This is a genomic window from Actinoplanes palleronii (assembly GCF_016862315.1).
In the GTDB taxonomy this organism is placed as follows: domain Bacteria; phylum Actinomycetota; class Actinomycetes; order Mycobacteriales; family Micromonosporaceae; genus Actinoplanes; species Actinoplanes palleronii.
On the sequence record NZ_BOMS01000124.1, the window covers coordinates 1 to 17742 of the forward strand.

The window sequence follows — 17742 nt, forward strand, 5'->3', positions numbered from 1 at the left end:
GAAGTTACGGTCCGCAGCGCACCCAAACTCCCCACGCACGGCTCACCACGGCTCTGCGTGGGGAGTTGTGGTGCGGAGCGGACCGCAACTTCACACGCTCGGGGCTGTCAGCGGCGCAACAAGCCGTCGAAAGCGGTCGCCGCCAGCGCCGCCGCGACCGCCGGCGCGTCGAAGGCGCCGTCCGGCCGATACCACTCCACCAGCGAGTTCACCATGCCGAACAACAGGCGGCTGACCAACTCCGGCGGCAGGTCGTCGCGCAGCGCGCCCTCGGCCACCGCCGCCCGCACCAGCCCGGCCAGCTGCTCGTCGAGCCAGCGCCGCCGCTTCAGCGCCTCCACCTCGACCGGTGTGTTCCCCCGGACCCGCAGCAGCAGCGTGACCGCCGGCTGGTGCGCGACGAGCACCTCGACCGACCGGCGCACCACCTCGCGCAGCCGGTCGTAGGCGCCACCTTCCGCGGCGTCACCGACCGCTTCGGACACCACCTCGGTCAGCTCGTCGAGCGCGTCGGCCAGGGCCAGCCGCAGCAGGTCGTCCTTGCTGGCGAAGTGGTGGTAGATCGCCGACTTGGTGAGCCCGAGCTCCTTGGCCAGGTCGCCGACGCTCGTCGCGTCGTACCCCCGGCGGTTGAACAACTCCACCGCGGTCCGCAGCACGGCCGCCTGGTCATACCCGGGCCGGCCGCGACCCCGGCGCATCTGGGGTACCGAGTCGGCGGTTGTCACCCCGCAAGCCTCTCACGACCCGATCGATGCGGCCCGGCAAGGTCCGCCGTGCGATCAGACCGTTCCCTCCATCGTACGAATGATCAAACCGGTCCCGAGCGCGACCACCACGACCGCGCTGGCCAGAGGCAGCAGCCGGGCCCACCCGCCTGGCCGGAAACGGTCAGAAACCGTGACCAGCCTCCGGGCCCGCACCAGCAGCACGCCGATCCCGATCAGCACGGCGGCGAGTCCCGCGCTGAACGACAGGATCAGCAACATCCCCACGGCGACGTGCCCGAGCCCGACCGCCAGGATCATCACGCCGAGCGCCTCCGGACAGGGCACCAGCCCGCCGGAGACCCCCAGCGCCACCACCGACCCCAGCCCCGGCCGGGCAGCGGCCGGAGAGTGATCGTGGTCATGGGTGTGGTCGTGCGCGTGGGAGTGGTCGTGCGCGTGGGAGTGACGGTGACCGTGCACCCACGGCAGCACCCCCCGGCGCTGCCACAACAACCGCAGTCCCAGCCCGAGCACCAGCACCCCGGAGATCAGCTCCAGTGCGGGCACCAACACGTCCGGCACCGCGAACCGGCTCGCCAGCAGCGCCACCGCCCCGATCACCAGCACCGACGACGTGTGCGTGACGGTCACCGACACGCCCAGCGCCAGCGCGTCCCGGACCCGCGCGCCACTGCCGACCAGGTACGCCGCCATCATGGTCTTGCCATGTCCCGGGGTGAGCGCGTGGAACGCGCCGAGCACCATGGCCAGCGCGATCGCGGCCACCGTGACCCACACCGACCGGGACGGATCCTGCACCATCGACAGCAGGCGCTCGATCCCCCACCCGCCGGGCTCCGGTGGCGCCGCCGGCACCATGGCCGTGTCGCCCAGGACCGTGAACGTCGCGCTGACCTGCTGCTGCGCCTCGTCGTGCCGCTGCTCACCGATCGTGACCGGCGCCTGCTTCGGCGCGAGCACGGCCACCTGGTACTGCGGCTTGGCCGGGGTGAAGTCGTCGCGGTAGAACAGCGTGTGGTCGCCGGCCGCCGGGATCAGCGGGGCGGTCGCGGTGAGGTGCAGGACGCCGTACCCGGCTTGCGACTGGAGGTAGGTCGGCAGTTCCACATCGGTCAGCGCGAGCGGCACCGGGGTGTCGTCCACGCGCAGGGACAGTTTCGCCACCACGCGACGGGCGTAGGCACGGCCCTCGTCCGTACTGAAGAGTTTGTTGTGGTCGCGGTCGAGATCGGCGATGAAGTCCGCGGCGACCAGCACCCCGGCCGCCAGCTCGACCTCGACGGTGACCGCGTCGGGGGCGACCGTGACGTAGGAGGTCTGCCGGGACACGTCGAGCGGATGGGCCCAGGCGGGGCTCGCGGGGAGCAGCAGGAGGAGGACCGTCGCCACGAAGGGCGCCAGCAGCAGGGCCGGCACCCTCCGCGCGCGGCCGGAGGCCGAGGTCGTCATCAGTCGATCGCTGAGCCGTAGTCGTTCTGCGGGTCGCGGTAGATCCCGTGGATGTGGTTCGCGGCGGTGCCACCCATCGCCTGCGGCGAGTACTCGATGATCACCCGCGGACCGGTGACCCGGAAGTACGCGGCCCCGGTGCTGGTGGTCGGCCCGTACCAGGCGAAGTACGTCTGATCGAGGGTGGCCTGGATCTCGGCGAGCCGGGTCGCCGCGTCCTCGGCGTTGACCAAGTTGCCGTACTTGCTGATCAGGGTGAGCAGCTGGGTCTTCTGCGCGGCGGTCAGCGCCGAGCCGGCGACACCCTCGTAGAGCGGCGCCCGGGTGTCCTGGCCGGGGCCGTAGAGCAGGTCGATGTACGTGCTGCCGCGCACCGCCTGCGCCTTCTGCGCCGTGGTCAACGAGCTGACCAGCGAGTACGCGGACGTCCAGATGTCACCGAGCGGCGTGACAGTGCTGCCGGTGCTGCCGGTGTAGGTGCCCGGCTGCGCGCCGATGAAGCTCGGGTAGAGGGCGACCGAGGCACCGGAGACGGTGGCGTTGACGGTCACGTGGTGACCACCCCACTGCCACTGCCACGGTGTGGTGGCCGACGGGGTGCCGATCAGCGCGATCCAGTAGTACTTCTGGCCGTAGAGCAGCCCGCCGCCGCTGACCAGCTTGTCGTCGGCGGCCCACTCCTGGCGGACCCGCTGGTAGCCCTCCGGGCTGAGGGTGACCTGCATGACCGCCAGCCAGGCGTTCTGCTGAGCCGCGGTCAGGTTCCCCCACATCAGGCCGGTACGGGTGTAGAGGCCCTGTGGCAGGTTGGACCACTTCTTGCGCTGGGTGGTGTTGGTCCAGGCGTACTGCACCGCGGTCTTCTGTGCGGTGGTCAGGGTGGCGAGGAACGCGTTCGCCGCGCTGACGATGGCCGGGGTGGTGTCGGCGACCGCCGCGGCCGGCGCGGGTGCCGGGGTGGCGGCGTGGGCGCTGGGCGCCGCGCCGGTGGTCACCAGTGCGAGGGTCACGCCGGTGGCGATGAGAGCGGATCTCGTTCTCACGGGGACAGGCCTTCCTGTGTGATTTCACGCCTGAGATCGACAGGCATGAATAGGCGTTGAGCATATTCGCCTTCACCGTCCGCGCAAGCTCCAATTTTCCGTGGCCCCCACGCATACCACCGGCTACATACCACGGATCGTATGCCGTTTACCCAGCTCAGGACAGCCGTGACGGCCGTTTAACACCATTGACGAGAATGCCGGTGGAGCTATTTTAAATAGCACGGAGCGCGGAAGAAGTTCACATTCTTCCGCGCCATTTACGGCAATTACCGGCGGCTACTCCGGGCCGCTGACCTGCTGATACGCAGGCAGACGAACGGGAAGCGGGGCGCCGTCGTCGGCAAAACTGACAACAGGATTGTCGACGATATTAATGACGAACGGGGCCCTCAGAGGCGGAACGTGGAGACCAAACTGTTCAGTTCGGTGGACATCCGGGCCAGTTCCGAGGTCGCCTGCTGGGTCTCCACCACGCCCTGGCTGGTCATCCGGGCCGCCTCGGCCACCCCGGTGATGTTCCGCGCGATCTCGCCGGTGCCGCTGGACGCCTCCGCGACGCTGCGGTTCATCTCGGCCGTCGTGGCGGTCTGCTCCTCGACCGCGGACGCGATGGTGGTCTGGAACTCGCTGATCCGCCCGATCACCGTCGAGATCTCCTCGATCGCGGAGACCGCGCCGCTGGTGTCGGCCTGGATCGCCTCGACCCGGCGGGAGATGTCCTCGGTCGCCCGGGCGGTCTCCTGCGCGAGATCCTTGACCTCGCTGGCCACCACCGCGAACCCCTTGCCGAGCTCGCCGGCCCGGGCCGCCTCGATCGTCGCGTTCAGGGCGAGCAGGTTGGTCTGCTCGGCGATCGAGGTGATCACCTTGATCACGTTGCCGATCTCCGCGGACGAGGCGCCGAGTTTGTTCATCGTCGCCGAGGTGGCCGCGGTGACCGTGACGGCCTCCGACGCGACCCGGGCGGCCTCGGCTGCGTTCTGGGAGATCTCCCGGATCGACGCGCCCATCTCCCCGCTGCCCGCGGACACCGTCTCGACGCTGCGGGACACCTCCTCGGCGGCCGCCGAGACGGCCTGCGCCTGGACCGAGGCCTGCTCGGCGGACGCGGCGATCTGGGCGGTGGTGCCGGTCATCTGCTCGGACGCGCCGGCCAGCGAGGCGGCCGAGCCCTCGATCGTGGCGATGGTGCTGCGCAGCCGCGTCATCGCGGCGTCCAGCGAGTGGGCCATCCGGCCGGGTTCGTCACGGCTGTCCAGGCCGGTGTGCCGGGTCAGGTCACCCTCGGCCAGCCCGTCGCACACATAGGTGACCTTGGCCAGCGACTTCACGATCTTGCCGGCCACCAGGAAGCCCAGCGCCAGGGCGAGGACCAGCCCGATGGCCAGCGTGATGATCGACATCGTCCGGCTGGACTCGTAGCCCGACCTGGCCGCCGCGGCGTTCCGCGCCGCGTCGGCGGTCTCCATCGAGTCCAGGGTGGCCAGACCGGCGTAGACCTTCTTGAGCAACGGCAGCACCTCACCGTCCCGGATCGACGCCCACTCGACCAGCGCGTTCCGCTTGCCGGCCGGGATCAATTTCTTGGTCGCGAGGTCAGTGTAGGAATCCCAGTCGGCCTGCAGATCGTCGATCAACTGCGCCTCGGAGGCGGGCCCGCTGTCCCGGTAAGCGAGCATCGCCGTCGTGAAATCCTGCATGTCGACCAGGAAAGCGTCGGTGAATTTCTTGGTCGAGGCATCGTCCGTCGACAATGCTTGATTGGCGGTGTCCACCCGGGCCTGCGTCACGACACTCTTGAGTTGACCCACCGCTTTGATGCTCGCCACGTTGCTGCGATAAATGAGCTGGGCCGAACTGCTCGCGCTGCTGAGCGAGACCAATCCGACGATGCCGACGATAAGCGCCACCGCGGCCGCCGTCACCACCGCGGCGATCACCTTGACCCGGACACTGAGGTCGGCCAGCGAAGCCCGGCGGGGCCGCACGTCCGCTGCTGCGGTGGTGATGTCGGCAAAGCTCATCCTCACACCCAGGCCTTCCTCGTCGTGGACACCGGGCACTACCGGTGATCACCTCACTATGCGACTCCCGGCCTGCTCAGGGCTTCATTCGGGAAACCCCGTGAAAGGTCAGTCCTTGCCCCGGTAACCGACTTCGCGGCTGGTCGCCACATTTCGGGCCTACGCTGAACCGGCCACAAACCTGATGCCGGGATGGCCACGGCGGGACAGAGGGCACCATGACGCTGTCGGTAACCGCAATTTTTGTCCTGATCCTGCTCTGGGTGTCATGGCGGTATCTCCGCGATCGCGACCCATTGCTCCGTGACGTCATCTACGTTTTCGCCGCGGTGGGCATGCTGTTCGTGCTGGCCATTTTCAGCCGTCTGGTCGGCGAGCCGTCCCGGTCGGTACGCGGACTCTTCTCGGCGCTGCTGCTGGCCCAGCCGGTCCTGACCCTGCGGCTGGCCGGCCGGCTCCGGCCGGTGCCGAGGTCCCTGCTGATCGGCGCCACGGGCGCCTGGGCGCTCAGCGCGGTGCCCGTGCTGGTCCTGCCGTATCCGCTGCCACCCCACGTCATCTGGCCCTGCGTCGTGGTGTTCTTCGCCGTCGAGGCCACGGCGGCGTGGTTCCTGGCGATCGAAGCCCGGAGCCGGGGCGGAGCGGCCCGCCTCCGGCTGTGGGCCGCCTCCGGCGGGACCGCGCTGTTCGGGGTCGCGCTGCTGGTCGCCGGCGGTGGCCGGAAGCTGGCCGCGGACGCCCGCATGATCGCGTTGCTGTCGGCGATCCTGTACCTCCTGGCGTTCGTGCCACCACGCTGGCTGCGCCGGGCCTGGTCCTGGCGGGCGGCGTACACCGTCATGCGCCGCCTGCTGGCGGCTCCGGCCGACGAGCCGGCCGCCCGAACCTGGCAGTGCTACTGCGAGGGCGCCGCGCGGGTGCTCGGCGCGGACGCGGTCGTGGTGCTGACCGCGCCGGAGAACGGCCCGGCGCGGGTGTCCGGCGCGGCCGGCCCGACTGCCGGCCAGCCGGAATTCACGCGAGCCGACCTGGACGAACTACTGGCCGGCCGCCAGCTCATCGACGCGCTGGCCGGCTGGACCCAGCCGCCCGCGGTGGCCGTGGCATTCGCCCGGGCGACCGGCACCCGGTTCGTGACCGTGGCGCCGGTGGACACCTCCGACGGGCTCGGCGCGCTCCTGGTGCTCGGCCGCTATCGCAGCCTGTTCGCCGAGGACGACCTGGCCCAGTTCACCGAGCTGGCCGGGCAGGCCGCCGCGCTGGCCGGGCGGGCCCGGGCGCTGGCCGAACGGGAACGTCTCGCCGTGATCGTCGAATCGTCGTCCGACGCGATCATCGCCACGACCGTCGACGGCGTCATCACCGACTGGAACACCGGCGCCGAGAATCTCTACGGCTACCCCCGGGCCGAGGCGGTCGGCCGCCGGACGTCCATGCTGGTCCACCCGAGCCAGCAGGAGGCCGCGTCGCTGCTGGTCGAGAGCATTGCCCGGGGCGGGCGGATCGAGCAGCAGCAGGTGCAACGGGTATGCAAGGACGGGTCCACCGTGACGGTGTCGCTGACCCTGTCACCGATCACCGGCCCGGACGATCGGATCGCCGGTATCGCGTCGATCGCGCGGGACCTCACCGCCCGGCAGCGCGCCGACGCCATGTTCGAGGGGCTCCTGGAGGCCGCCCCGGACGCGATCATCTGGGTCACCAGGGACGGCACCATCGCGCTGATCAACGCCCAGGCCGAGCGGCTGTTCGGCTACCAGCGGCAGGAGCTGGTGGGACAGTCCGTCGACGTCCTGGTGCCGGAGCGGCTGCGCGGCACCCATCCCCATCAACGCGACGGCTACTTCACCGAGCCGAGGAGCCGGCCGATGGGAGCCGGGCAGGCGCTGACCGCGGTCCGCAAGGACGGCAGCGAGTTCCCGGCCGAGATCAGCCTGTCCGCGCTCGAGACCGAGCAGGGCATGATCGTCTCCACGGCCATCCGCGACGTCACCGACCGCATGATCGCCCAGGCCGAGCGGGAACGGCTGATCGCCCAGGCCGAGCGGGACGCGAGCGAACGCCGCCTGCAGCACACCCGGCGGCTGGAGAGCCTCGGCCAGCTCGCCGGCGGGGTCGCCCACGACTTCAACAACATCCTCGCCGTGATCACCAACTACACCGAGCTGATCATTGAGACCCTCGAGGACCCGGCGGCCGGCCCGGAGGACACGGCCGCGGTGCGTACCGATCTCGACCAGATCGCGCGGGCCGCCGAGCGGGCCACCCGGCTCACCAAGCAGCTGCTCGCGTTCGGCCGCCGGGACATCACCCAAGCGCAGGTGCTCGTGCTCAACCACGTGATCGGTGACGTGGAACCGATGCTGCGCCGCACCCTCGGCGAGCACATCCACCTGGTGACCACCCGGGACCAGAAGCTGTGGCCGGTCTACGCCGACCCCGGTCAGATCGAGCAGATCCTGGTCAACCTGGCGGTGAACGCCCGCGACGCGATGCCCGGCGGCGGCACCCTGTCGATCGACACCACGAACGCCGACATCGACGCCGACGACATGTCCGCGACCAATCTCCAGCCGGGCCGCTACGTACGCCTGCGGGTCAGCGACACCGGCACCGGCATGCCCGCGGACGTCATCGAGCGTGCCTTCGAGCCGTTCTACACCACCAAGCCCAAGGGATCCGGCACCGGACTGGGCCTGGCCACCGTGTACGGCATCGCCACCGCCGCGGGCGGCGACGTTCATCTCTACTCCGAGGCCGGCATCGGCACCACCGTCACGGTCGTGCTTCCCGCCGTGGACGCTCCCACCGACGTCCCCGCCACCGACGTCCGGGTCGACGTCACGGCGGCGGCCGGCCCGGCGACCGAGACGATCCTGCTGGTCGAGGACGAGGACGCGCTCCGGCAGGTGGCCGTCCGGATCCTGAGCCGGGCCGGATACCACGTCCTGGCCGCCACCGGCGGCGCCCAGGGCATCCACATCGCTCAGACCCACCCGGACCGCATCGACATGATGCTCACCGATGTGATCATGCCGAAGATGATGGGCAACGAGGTCGCCGCACGCGTCCAGGCGATCCGGCCGTCGTTGCCGGTGCTCTACATGTCGGGTTACGCGGAGCCCGTCCTGACCGAGAACGGCACCCTGCAGGACGGCGTCACCATCATCGAGAAGCCCTTCACCAGCCGGGATCTGCTCTGCCGGGTGCGCGGCGTGCTGCATCGACCGGCGGCCGGGCCGGACGAGCGTGAACCGCTGCCGCGGGACCGGCATCCGCAGGCCCCGCAACGGCACCCGCAGACCACCTGACCCCGTTACGACGAGCCGGTCCGCGGGTCAGGAACCCGAGTCGGCGGACGCGTCCGGGTCGGCCGAGTCCGTCGGGTCCGGAGTGGCGGTGGGCGTGGCCGTGGGCGCGACGGTGACCGTCGGCGTGGCGGTGGGCGTCGCGGTGGGGGTGGCCGTCGGCGTCGCGGTGGGGGTGGCGGTGGGCGTCGCGGTGGGCGTGGCCGTCGGCGTCGCCGTCGGTGACGGCGTGACGCGCCGGCCGGTCGCCTGAATCCTCGCTGCCGTGAAGACCGCGCCGACCTGCGTGCCGGTCACCGTGATCCGGTTGCCGGCGGCGAGATCGGCCAGGCTCCGCCGGGCGCCGTTGAGAACGATGCGGGTGTCCTCGGGCACCGTGATCACCACGGTCTTGCCCTTGACGTTCTTGGTGCCCGCCTTCGCCGCGACGGTGACCGTCCCGGCGGTGGCGTCGACGGCGGTGACCGTTCCGTTCACCGCGAAGACGGCCTTCGCCGGCTTGGCGGGTTTGGCGGGCTTGGCCGGTTTGGTCTTCGGGCTCTTGGCCGGCTTTCCGAGCGCGCTCACCCCGGACGACGGCTGCGCGAAGGCGGCAACCCCCACGGTGACGGCGGGAACGGTGACCACTACGGACAGGGCGACGGCGACAGCGGTGCGACGCAGATTCACGGTTACTCCTTGATGCGGGGGTGTCGCCCACCTTGGCCCCGCCCGGGTGCGAACGGGCTCCTCCCCCGGTTGCGATTCGGGTGCTCCCATAGCGTTCAGTTTTCACCCAATGCAACGATGCGTTGCATTGAAATCCCACCCGTTGCAACGATTGCATCGGATTTAGCTGCGATAAAGCGGTGGACGGGCAACTTATCCGTTGCTCGATGCGCGAACGCAACGTAGCGTTTTGCACATCGGAAACAACGGATCGAAGGAGTTCGTCATGCAGCAGTTCGCCACCACCAGCCCGATCACCGCCGTCCTCGACATCCCGGCCGGGCGCATCCAGTTCATCGCCGCCGACCGTGCCGACACCACCGTCGAGATCGGGCCGGCCGACGCCGCGAAGAGCCGCGACGTCAAGGCCGCCGAGCAGATCACCGTCGACTACCGGGACGGCGTGCTGCGGATCGAGACGCCGGCGCCCCAGCACAAGCTGCTCGGCAGCTCCGGGGTCGTCGAGGTCACCGTCCAGCTCCCGGCCGGTTCCCGGGTCGAGGCGAAGACGGCGGCCGGCGAGGTCCGCGGGGTCGGCCGGCTCGGCGACGTCACCGTCGAGGGCGCGCAGGGCTCGATCGAGCTCGACGAGAGCGCGGCGGCCAGCCTCACCCTGCTCCACGGCGACATCACCGTCGGCCGCCTGACCGGTTCTGCCCAGATCACCACCCAGCACGGCGACATCCGCGTGGCCGAGGCAGTTGCCGGGGCGCTTGTCCTTCGTACCCAATCGGGCAACATCTCGGCCGACGCGGCCCGCGGCGTCTCCGCCTCCCTGGACGCCGGAACCACCCACGGCCGGATCCGCAACGCCCTGTCGAACACCGGCGGTGCCGGCGTGACGATCCAGGCCACCACCGCTCACGGCGACATCACCGCCCGCAGTCTCTGACTCTCACGACAAGGATCCCGAAACCATGAGCATGACCGAGAACTACCAGACCGCCGAGCTCCTCCTGCGCCGCCCGGCCCGCCCCGGCGAACTCGTCATCGGTGACCGCGTCCGCCCGCGGTGGATCAACGGCAAGGACCATTTTTGGTACGCGGTGAGCACCGGCGCCGGTAAACGCTTTGTGCTGGTCGACCCGGAAGCCGGCACCCGCGAGCCCGCTTTCGATCACGCCCGGCTCGCCGCCGCGCTGGCCACCGCGGCCGGCCACCCGGTCGACCCGGACGCCCTGCCGATCACGGCCATCGACCCGGCCGGATCCACCGTCGAGTTCGACGCGTTCGGCGAGTACTGGCGCTGCCACCTGGACACCTACGCGGTCGAGCGCGCCGAGTTCACCATGCCGGGCAGCCCGCTCGACGTGCCGTCGCCGGATCACAAGGTCGCGGTGTCCCAGCGCGGCCACGACCTTTGGGCGCGCTCGCTCACCGACGGCCACGAGTGGGCGCTGACCAGCGACGGCGCGCCCGCCTACCGGTACGGTTCCAGCCCGGAATGCCTCGGCAACAGCACCCTGTTGCGGAAATTCGGGTTGCCGCACCTGCCGCCCGCGGTGGCCTGGTCACCCGACTCGACAAAGGTGCTCACCCACCGCACCGACGAACGCGAGGTCCGCGAGACCCACCTGATCGAGGCGCGACCCACCGACGGCGGCCCGCCACAACTGCACACCCAGCGGTACGCGTACGCCGGCGACGAGCACCTGCCCCGCGGTGAGCTGGTGGTGCTCGACGTCGCCACCGGCACCCTGGTCCGCGCGCAGGCCGAGCCGGTGAACATGCCGATGATGTCCCCGGTGATGGGCGGCTCGGCGTGGTGGGCCCCGGACAGTTCCGCGGTCTACTACCTCAGCCAGCCCCGCGACCGGCGCACGCTCACCCTGCACCGGCTCGACCCGATCACCGGCGCGGTCACCACGGTGCTCAGCGAGACCGGCGCCACCCGGGTCGAGCCGAACCAGTGGGCGTACGACCTGCCGATTGTGCGGGTGCTCGGCGGTGAGGTGCTCTGGTATTCGCAGCGTGACGGCTGGGGCCACCTCTACCGCTACGACCTGCACACCGGCGAGCTGCTCGGCCAGGTCACCACCGGCGCGTGGGCGGTACGCCAGATCCTGCACGTGGACGAGGCCGAGCGGGTCGTCTACTTCGTCGCGGCGGGACTGGTGGCGGAGGACCCGTACCGCCGTACCGTGTGCAGAATCGGTCTGGACGGCACCGACTTCCGCAAGCTGACCGACGACGCCCTGGACCACGTCGTCACGCTGCCGGAGCACGGCCGCTACTTCCTCGACGCCGCCTCCACCGTCGACACCGCCCCGGTGACCACGGTCCGCGATTGGAGCGGGCGGGTGCTCGTCGAGCTGGAGCGCGCCGACATCGGCAAGCTCACCGCCACCGGCTGGACCCCGCCGGAGCGCTTCCGGGTGAAGGCCGCCGACGGTGTCACCGACATCTACGGCATCCTGTACCGCCCGCACGGCTTCGACCCGTCCCGCAGCTACCCGGTGATCGACACGATCTACCCGGGTCCGCAGGTCAACCGGGTCGCGCCGGGCTTCGACCCGGGCGGCATGGGCCTCGACGCGGAACCTCTCGCGGCACTCGGCTTCGTGGTGATCGCGGTGGACGGCCGGGGCACCCCGGGCCGTGACAAGGCGTTCCACGAGGCCCGGCTCGCCGACGCCGGCACGCTGACCGACCACGTCGCGGCACTGCGGCAGCTCGCCGAGAGCCGGCCGTGGATGGACCTGGAGCGGGTGGGCGCTTTCGGTCACTCGGGCGGCGGCTTCGCCACGGTCCGGGCGATGCTCGACTTCCCGTCGCTGTACAAGGTCGGCGTGGCGATGTCCGGCTATCACGACGCCCGCTTCTTCAGCCTGGACTTCGTCGAGGCCTATGACGGCGCCGGCAACCCGGACGCGTGGCTGAGCGCCTCCAACGTGGAGATCGCCGACCGCCTGGAGGGCAAGCTCCTGCTGGTGCACGGCGAGATGGACGACCGCGTCCACCCGGACCACACACTGCGCCTGGCCGACCGGCTGGTCGCCGCGAACAAGCCCTTCGACCTGCTCATCGTGCCGGGCGCCGAACACGCCTTCATCGACTGCCTGTCCTATGTCCGCACCCGCGCCTGGGACTTCCTCACCCGCGAACTCCTGGCCACCGATCCCCCGGCCTACCGCCCCGCCCCCATCCTCCTGGACCCCGACCTCCTCAGCGAACTCTTCGCCTGACCCGCAGCGCGACGCGGCCGCCCCACCCGGCCGCCGCGCGCCTCCGGCCCGCAGGCTGGGCCCCAGGGGTGTGCCCAGCCGGGGCCGGGATCGCAGCTCACCTCCCGACCCGGGCTGGTGCTGGCGGCTGCCTCAACGGGCCCGAGACAGCAGTGAACACCAGCCCGGGTCGGGACCGGCCGCTCCGTGAGCACCAGCCCGGGGCGGGACCGGCCGGTGCCGGGCTCACTCTGCCGGCGTGGGCAGGGTGGGGCCCAGCCTGCGCAACGGCGACAACGCCATGGCCAGGGGTGGCAGCAGCATGGCGGCCGCGGTGAGCAGCAGCGTGGTGCGGAGACCCCAGTGCTCGGCGAGCAGGCCGCCGAGCAGGGCACCGATCGGGGCCAGGCCCATCCCGGCGAAGGAGATCGTCGCGGCGACGCGGCCCTGCATCGCGTCGGAGGTGACCGCCTGCCGCACGGCCATCACCGTGACGTTGACCAGCTGGCCGAACGCGCCGAAAACCAGGTTGACCAGGATCAGCGCGGCGACGGTGCCACCGGAGGCTCCGTGCAGGGCGGGCAGGCACAGCATCACCCCGTCGCCGAGGAACGCGGCCGCGATGAGCACCGGGCCATATCCGAATCGGACAGGGAGCCGCGCGGCGAGCAGTGCGCCGAGGACCGCGCCCGGGCCGGTGGCGGCGAGGGCGAGACCGATCGTCGTACCGGAAAGGTGCAGTTGTCTCGGCAGGAAGAGCAGGTAGGCGGTCATCAGAGCGGCGAAGGACATCTGGAACCCGGCCGAGGCCAGGCAGATCGGCCGCAGCAGCGGGTGACCGGCGACGAAGCGGAGCGCTTCACGGATCCGGCGGCCGCCGACGGCCGGCTCCGGGACGGTCTCCGGGCGCCGGATCCGCGCGATGGCCAGGACCGACAGCACGAAGAACAGCGCGCTGGACACCGCCGCGACCGGCGCGGACAGCAGCGACATCATCGTCCCGCCGAGCGCCGGGCCGCCCAGCTGCGCCACGGATCGGCTGCCCTCGAGCGCGCTGTTGCCGCGCAGCAGCTGGTCACGGCGCACCAGCCGGACCAGCGACGCCTGATAGGCCACGTCGAAGAGCACCGACAGGGTGCCGGTGGCGAACGCGGCGACCAGCAGGACCGGCAGACCGAGGCCACCGACGAGGGCGGCGAGAGCGACCGCGCCCAGCGTCAAGGCCCGTCCGAGGTCCGACAGAACCATCACGGTACGGGTGCGCCGGCGGTCCACCCACACCCCGGCGAGCAGCGTGAACAGCAGTTGCGGCGCCTGGCCCACGGCCCGCAGCACACCCAGCTGATCCGCGCCGACGCCGAGCGTCAGCACCGCGACCAGCGGCAGGATCACCAGACTCGTGTGTTCACCGAGTTGAGAAGCGGTCTGCCCGAACCAGAGACGACGAAAATCGGCGTTGCGCAGCACGAAGGAACCCCTGGAAGGCGAGGTGGTTTCCGCAGTGCCGCACGTGTCAGGAGCAGCACGCGTCTGACGGGCCGCTCACGGCCATGACGTCAACGCGCGCTCTTACGACCGGGCATCCTCAACTCCTCGCCGGGTTTCCCCTCACCGAACCTGACCATACGTCGACGAGCTCACTCATCGACAGCTCGGCAGGGGTCCGCGGTGGGGCGGTGGCGGTCCGCGGTCGGCTTGTGCGTGCGGCTACCGCCCCAGGTGGGCGGCAGCCGCACGCGATCTGGCAACGCGACCGTCGTCGTTCATGCCCGCGGCGGGTGGCGATAGGGTACGGGTGGCCGTGGCACTGCTGGAGGAGGTGAGACCCCGTGAACGTTGGTTCGATGTGGGTGCTCCCCCTCGTTGTCACGGGTGGCGACTGACGTAAGGGTCGCTGGGGAGCCTCTCGACGAGTAGCTCTCGGAAGGCTCATGGATATGAACAAGCACGTCATCGTGGTCACGCGGGTTTCCGAGCGGCACTGGCACGCCCTCGGCGACGATCAGGTGATCGGGCGCGGTGAGGGGAACCGGCGGCCGGACGGGCGGATGTTTCTCAGCGTCGACGCGTGGGACGGCGCGGTGTTCGCGCAGCTCGCCGCGGCCATGCTGACGGACCTGCCGCGGCCGCTCTACACCGTGGTGGACGAGGCCGACCTCGACCTGCTGATCAGCTGGGAACGGATCGGGTTCGGGCCCCGGCGCAGGGAGTGGGAGTACGTGATGCCCACCGATCCGCGGCTCACCGGGCTCGGCGCCGCCCTGCCTCCGCCGGAGGTGACCATCGCGGTGCCTGACGAGGGGCCGCTGCGTGAACTGGACCGGGTCATCCGGGACGAGGTCGAGGCCACGCTCGGATGGCAGAACATGCCGGCGGAAGTGCTCGCCCGGCCGGACGGCACTCCCCTGCTCGACCCGGCCAGGTACACGGTTGCCGTGCAGGCCGGGCAGTACGTGGGACTGGTCCGGGTGGCGCCACTGCCACGGCAGCCCCGGATCGGGCTGATCGCGGTGCGGGACGGGCTGCGCCGCCGGGGGATCGCGCAGGCACTGCTGGCCGAGGTTCTCGGTGCGACGCACCGGCGCGGGATCGAGATGGCGTCGGCGGACGTGAACCAGGCCAACGGTGCGGCCATCGCGCTGTTCGAGAGCGTCGGCGCGCGGCGGGCGGGCAGCAACCTGGAGCTGGTGCTCCGCTAGGCCGGCACCGGGTAACCGATCTCGGCGGCGTCCGCGGCCAGGTTTCGCAGGGTCAGGTCGGGGTTCAGACGGTGGATCAGGTCGTCGGAGAGGGGGTGGTGGGCGAAAACGGACGTGACCGCGTCGAGGTGGACGGTGGTCTCGTAGTAGGCCTCGGCGAAGTCCTGATACGCCGCCGGGGTGCCCTGGAGCAGGACGTGGAACAACCAGCCGGCGCCGTCCGGGTCGTCGCCGTCCGGGAAGTCGATCTGGCCGGCCCGCCAGCGGTCGTCGTCGTGCCGGCGCCACAGGCAGAGGGTCGCTGCCAGCGTGCCGTCGATGAGGAACGCCGGCTCGGTGACCTGCGCGGCGAAGACCTCCGGGAGGCCGGTGAGCAGGCCCGGCCACGGATCGAAGGAGTCGCCGGTGGTGTTCATCGGCGACTCGTGGTCGAAGCCGCGCAGGAACGCGCCGGCCGGGGTGAACACGATCGACCAGGCGTCGCCGGCACCGTTGCGCATCGAGGCCAGCTCCTGGTCCGGCGCCCAGTGCGCGTCGAACGCGTAGTACCTGGTCTCCCGATCCGGGTTCAGGATCTCCTCCACCATGGCCAGGGCCCGGCACCGGTCACGGAGCAACGGGATGCCGGGCAGGGCAGCAGCCAGATCGTGGACGGTCACCGCCCCATTCAACCGGACCGCGGGTGGTTCAACGGGTCAAGACCGGCTTCAGTACGTCGTACACAAAGGTGTTGGGGTGTTTTCCGGTGAACCTGTCGGCGAGCGGACCGTAAGCGGTGATCGGCACGTCTTGGCCGGTGTGCGCGGTGGTCGTCCAGTCGATGACGAAGCGGAACGTGCTGCCCTTGACCGGGAACGGGCCGTCCTCGGCGGAGGTGCCGTCACCCGACTCGTCGGTGGCGTTGACCTCCTCGACCGCCAGGCCACCGGTCTCGTGGTCACCGGTCACCACGACCAGGGTGTCGCGGTGCCGGGCGGCGTAGTCGCGGGCGACCGTCACCGCCTTCTCCAGCTCGCCCATCGCCTGCAGGGTGCGCGCGCCGTTGTTGTTGTGCGCGAACTCGTCGACACCCTCCTCCTCGATCAGCAGGAAGAAGCCGTCCCGGTCGGTGGCGAGGGTGTCCAGCGCCTTGCGAGCCATGGTGGCCAGGCTGACCACCGGCGCGTAGACGTCGCCCTGACCCTCCGGTCGCTGCTGGAACATCTCCTGGTTGGCGAAGAGCCCGAGCAGCTTGCCGGGGCCGGCCGCGGCGAGCTGGGCGGGGGTGGAGACGTAGCGGTAGCCGTCGGCGCGGGCCTGCGCGATCAGGTCACCCTTCGTGCCGCGGCTGCCCTCGGTGGGATCCTCGGCGGGCTGATCGGGGTAGGCGCCCGGTGAGCCGGCCGGCAGCCACCAGTCCTCGCCGCCACCGAGGATCACGTCCGGCTTGGAGACCTGCAGGTATTGCCGGGCGATGTCGTCCTGCACGGCCCGGTCGGTGGCGTTGGCGAAGAACGCCGCCGGGCTGGCGTCGGTCACCTGCGCGGTGGTGACCAGGCCGGTCGCCTTGCCGGCCGCCTTGGCCTGCGCGCCGAGGGTGGGCAGCGCCTTACCGGCCGGGTCGACGCTGATCGCGCCGTTGTACGTCCGTACGCCGGTGGCCCACGCGCTGGCGCCCGCGGCCGAGTCGGTCACCACGTCCTCGGGGTCGTCCGGGCTGGTGGTCAACTGCCCCGAGGACGGGAACGTGTCCATGGTGAGTTGCCCGTCGAGGCCGGCGTAGTACAGGCGGGCGGCCTCGCGGTGGGCGGCGGCCATCCCGTCGCCGTTGATGAAGATGACGTTGCGGACCGCGGGGCGGCTGGAACCTTGCGTTCCTTGGAGCGGGTGCGCCAGGAGCAGACCGGCGGCGGCCAGCACTCCCGTCACGATCGGTGCCGTCACCCGGCGTACGTCCCTGACCATCGTGTCCTCCTCCAGCGTCGGCGTTCACCGTGAGTGTCCGCCCAGTGACGGGCGTCGATTCTCAGTAAACGCCTCGGCGGTCGCCAGATCCATTTCAGCAGGTCAGAGGCGCTGAGACAGGACGACACGGCGCCGCGGCGGGTCGATTTCGAGAATCGTGACGGTGACCTCGTCGCCGACCTGGATCGTCTCGGGTGCGGTGGCGAGGTCGTTCAGGTGGATCAGGCCCTCGATGCCGTCCGCGACGCGGACGAAGACGCCGAACGGGACCAGCTTGGTGACCGGGCCGCGCAGGACCTGCCCCGGCCGAACAGCCGCGGCGAACTGCTGGAACGGGTTGGGCTGGGTGGCGCGCAGCGACAGGCGGGCCTCGCCGTTGGTGGTGTCGAACTGCAGGAATTCGCAGGTGACCCGCTCCCCCACGGAGATGATCTCTGACGCGTCGGTGAACCAGCGCCAGGTCAGCTCGGGCATGGTGATGAAGCCGACGCCGGGGAAAGTGGGATGTTTCGGTCCCTCGTCCAGGTCCACGAAGACGCCGAAGCGCTCGATGGCCGCCACCGTGCCGGTCAGCAACTGTTCCGGGCGGAGCGCCTCGAGAAAGGCCCACAGCTCAGGATTCTCGGACTCGTTCACCCACCGGATGATTCCACGGCCGGCGCGGGCTGC

Annotated in this window: 13 protein-coding genes; 4 read left to right on the top strand and 9 right to left on the bottom strand. The window is 70.7% G+C overall.

Going from position 1 to position 17742, the window contains the following annotated elements:
• Positions 1 to 107: 107 nt before the first annotated feature.
• The 4 genes from Apa02nite_RS37195 to Apa02nite_RS37210 form a co-directional block, all read right to left on the bottom strand.
• Positions 108 to 728: a TetR/AcrR family transcriptional regulator gene (locus tag Apa02nite_RS37195; RefSeq protein ID WP_232344521.1), complete on the bottom strand. Its 621-nt coding sequence runs from the start codon at positions 726 to 728 to the stop codon at positions 108 to 110.
• Between the two features lie 54 nt (positions 729 to 782).
• A complete protein-coding gene (locus tag Apa02nite_RS37200; RefSeq protein ID WP_203829222.1) occupies positions 783 to 2180 on the bottom strand; it encodes a nickel/cobalt transporter in 1398 nt (465 codons plus the stop codon).
• Positions 2180 to 3190, bottom strand: coding sequence for a DUF3500 domain-containing protein (locus Apa02nite_RS37205; protein WP_203829223.1), 1011 nt, complete (start codon positions 3188 to 3190; stop codon positions 2180 to 2182). The genes Apa02nite_RS37200 and Apa02nite_RS37205 overlap by 1 nt, the downstream gene beginning before the upstream one ends.
• A gap of 425 nt (positions 3191 to 3615) precedes the next feature.
• Positions 3616 to 5250, bottom strand: a complete 1635-nt coding sequence (locus Apa02nite_RS37210; protein ID WP_203829224.1) for a methyl-accepting chemotaxis protein — start codon at positions 5248 to 5250, stop codon at positions 3616 to 3618.
• A gap of 218 nt (positions 5251 to 5468) precedes the next feature.
• Between Apa02nite_RS37210 and Apa02nite_RS37215 the strand changes: the two genes are divergently transcribed.
• Positions 5469 to 8561 (top strand): PAS domain S-box protein, encoded by a 3093-nt coding sequence (locus tag Apa02nite_RS37215; protein WP_239164804.1) that lies wholly within the window; start codon positions 5469 to 5471, stop codon positions 8559 to 8561.
• Positions 8562 to 8588: 27 nt separating this feature from the next.
• Here the strand turns inward: Apa02nite_RS37215 and Apa02nite_RS37220 are convergent, their stop codons facing one another.
• Complete coding sequence (locus tag Apa02nite_RS37220) at positions 8589 to 9227, bottom strand: hypothetical protein (protein ID WP_203829225.1); 639 nt, start codon at positions 9225 to 9227, stop codon at positions 8589 to 8591.
• A 265-nt stretch (positions 9228 to 9492) separates the two neighbouring features.
• Here Apa02nite_RS37220 and Apa02nite_RS37225 point away from each other — a divergent pair, with 265 nt between their 5' ends.
• Both Apa02nite_RS37225 and Apa02nite_RS37230 read left to right on the top strand, forming a co-directional pair.
• Positions 9493 to 10158: a DUF4097 family beta strand repeat-containing protein gene (locus tag Apa02nite_RS37225; protein ID WP_203829226.1), complete on the top strand. Its 666-nt coding sequence runs from the start codon at positions 9493 to 9495 to the stop codon at positions 10156 to 10158.
• Positions 10159 to 10183: 25 nt separating this feature from the next.
• Positions 10184 to 12451, top strand: a complete 2268-nt coding sequence (locus Apa02nite_RS37230; RefSeq protein ID WP_203829227.1) for a S9 family peptidase — start codon at positions 10184 to 10186, stop codon at positions 12449 to 12451.
• 225 nt (positions 12452 to 12676) lie between these two features.
• Here Apa02nite_RS37230 and Apa02nite_RS37235 read toward each other — a convergent pair whose 3' ends face one another.
• Positions 12677 to 13897, bottom strand: a complete 1221-nt coding sequence (locus Apa02nite_RS37235; protein ID WP_203829228.1) for an MFS transporter — start codon at positions 13895 to 13897, stop codon at positions 12677 to 12679.
• A 470-nt stretch (positions 13898 to 14367) separates the two neighbouring features.
• Here Apa02nite_RS37235 and Apa02nite_RS37240 point away from each other — a divergent pair, with 470 nt between their 5' ends.
• Positions 14368 to 15129 carry a GNAT family N-acetyltransferase gene (locus Apa02nite_RS37240; RefSeq protein WP_239164805.1) on the top strand — a complete coding sequence of 254 codons (762 nt, stop codon included), beginning with the start codon at positions 14368 to 14370 and terminating at the stop codon, positions 15127 to 15129.
• On the opposite strand, the gene Apa02nite_RS37245 is transcribed toward Apa02nite_RS37240, so the two are convergent.
• The 3 genes from Apa02nite_RS37245 to Apa02nite_RS37255 all read right to left on the bottom strand — a co-directional run bounded on the left by Apa02nite_RS37245 (position 15126) and on the right by Apa02nite_RS37255 (position 17709).
• Complete coding sequence (locus Apa02nite_RS37245) at positions 15126 to 15788, bottom strand: hypothetical protein (RefSeq protein WP_203829230.1); 663 nt, start codon at positions 15786 to 15788, stop codon at positions 15126 to 15128. The two genes, Apa02nite_RS37240 and Apa02nite_RS37245, sit on opposite strands and share 4 nt — an antisense overlap.
• Positions 15789 to 15816: 28 nt before the next feature.
• Positions 15817 to 17073: an alkaline phosphatase gene (locus tag Apa02nite_RS37250; protein WP_203829231.1), complete on the bottom strand. Its 1257-nt coding sequence runs from the start codon at positions 17071 to 17073 to the stop codon at positions 15817 to 15819.
• A 102-nt stretch (positions 17074 to 17175) separates the two neighbouring features.
• Positions 17176 to 17709, bottom strand: a complete 534-nt coding sequence (locus tag Apa02nite_RS37255) for a S1 RNA-binding domain-containing protein (protein ID WP_239164806.1) — start codon at positions 17707 to 17709, stop codon at positions 17176 to 17178.
• Positions 17710 to 17742: the final 33 nt, after the last annotated feature.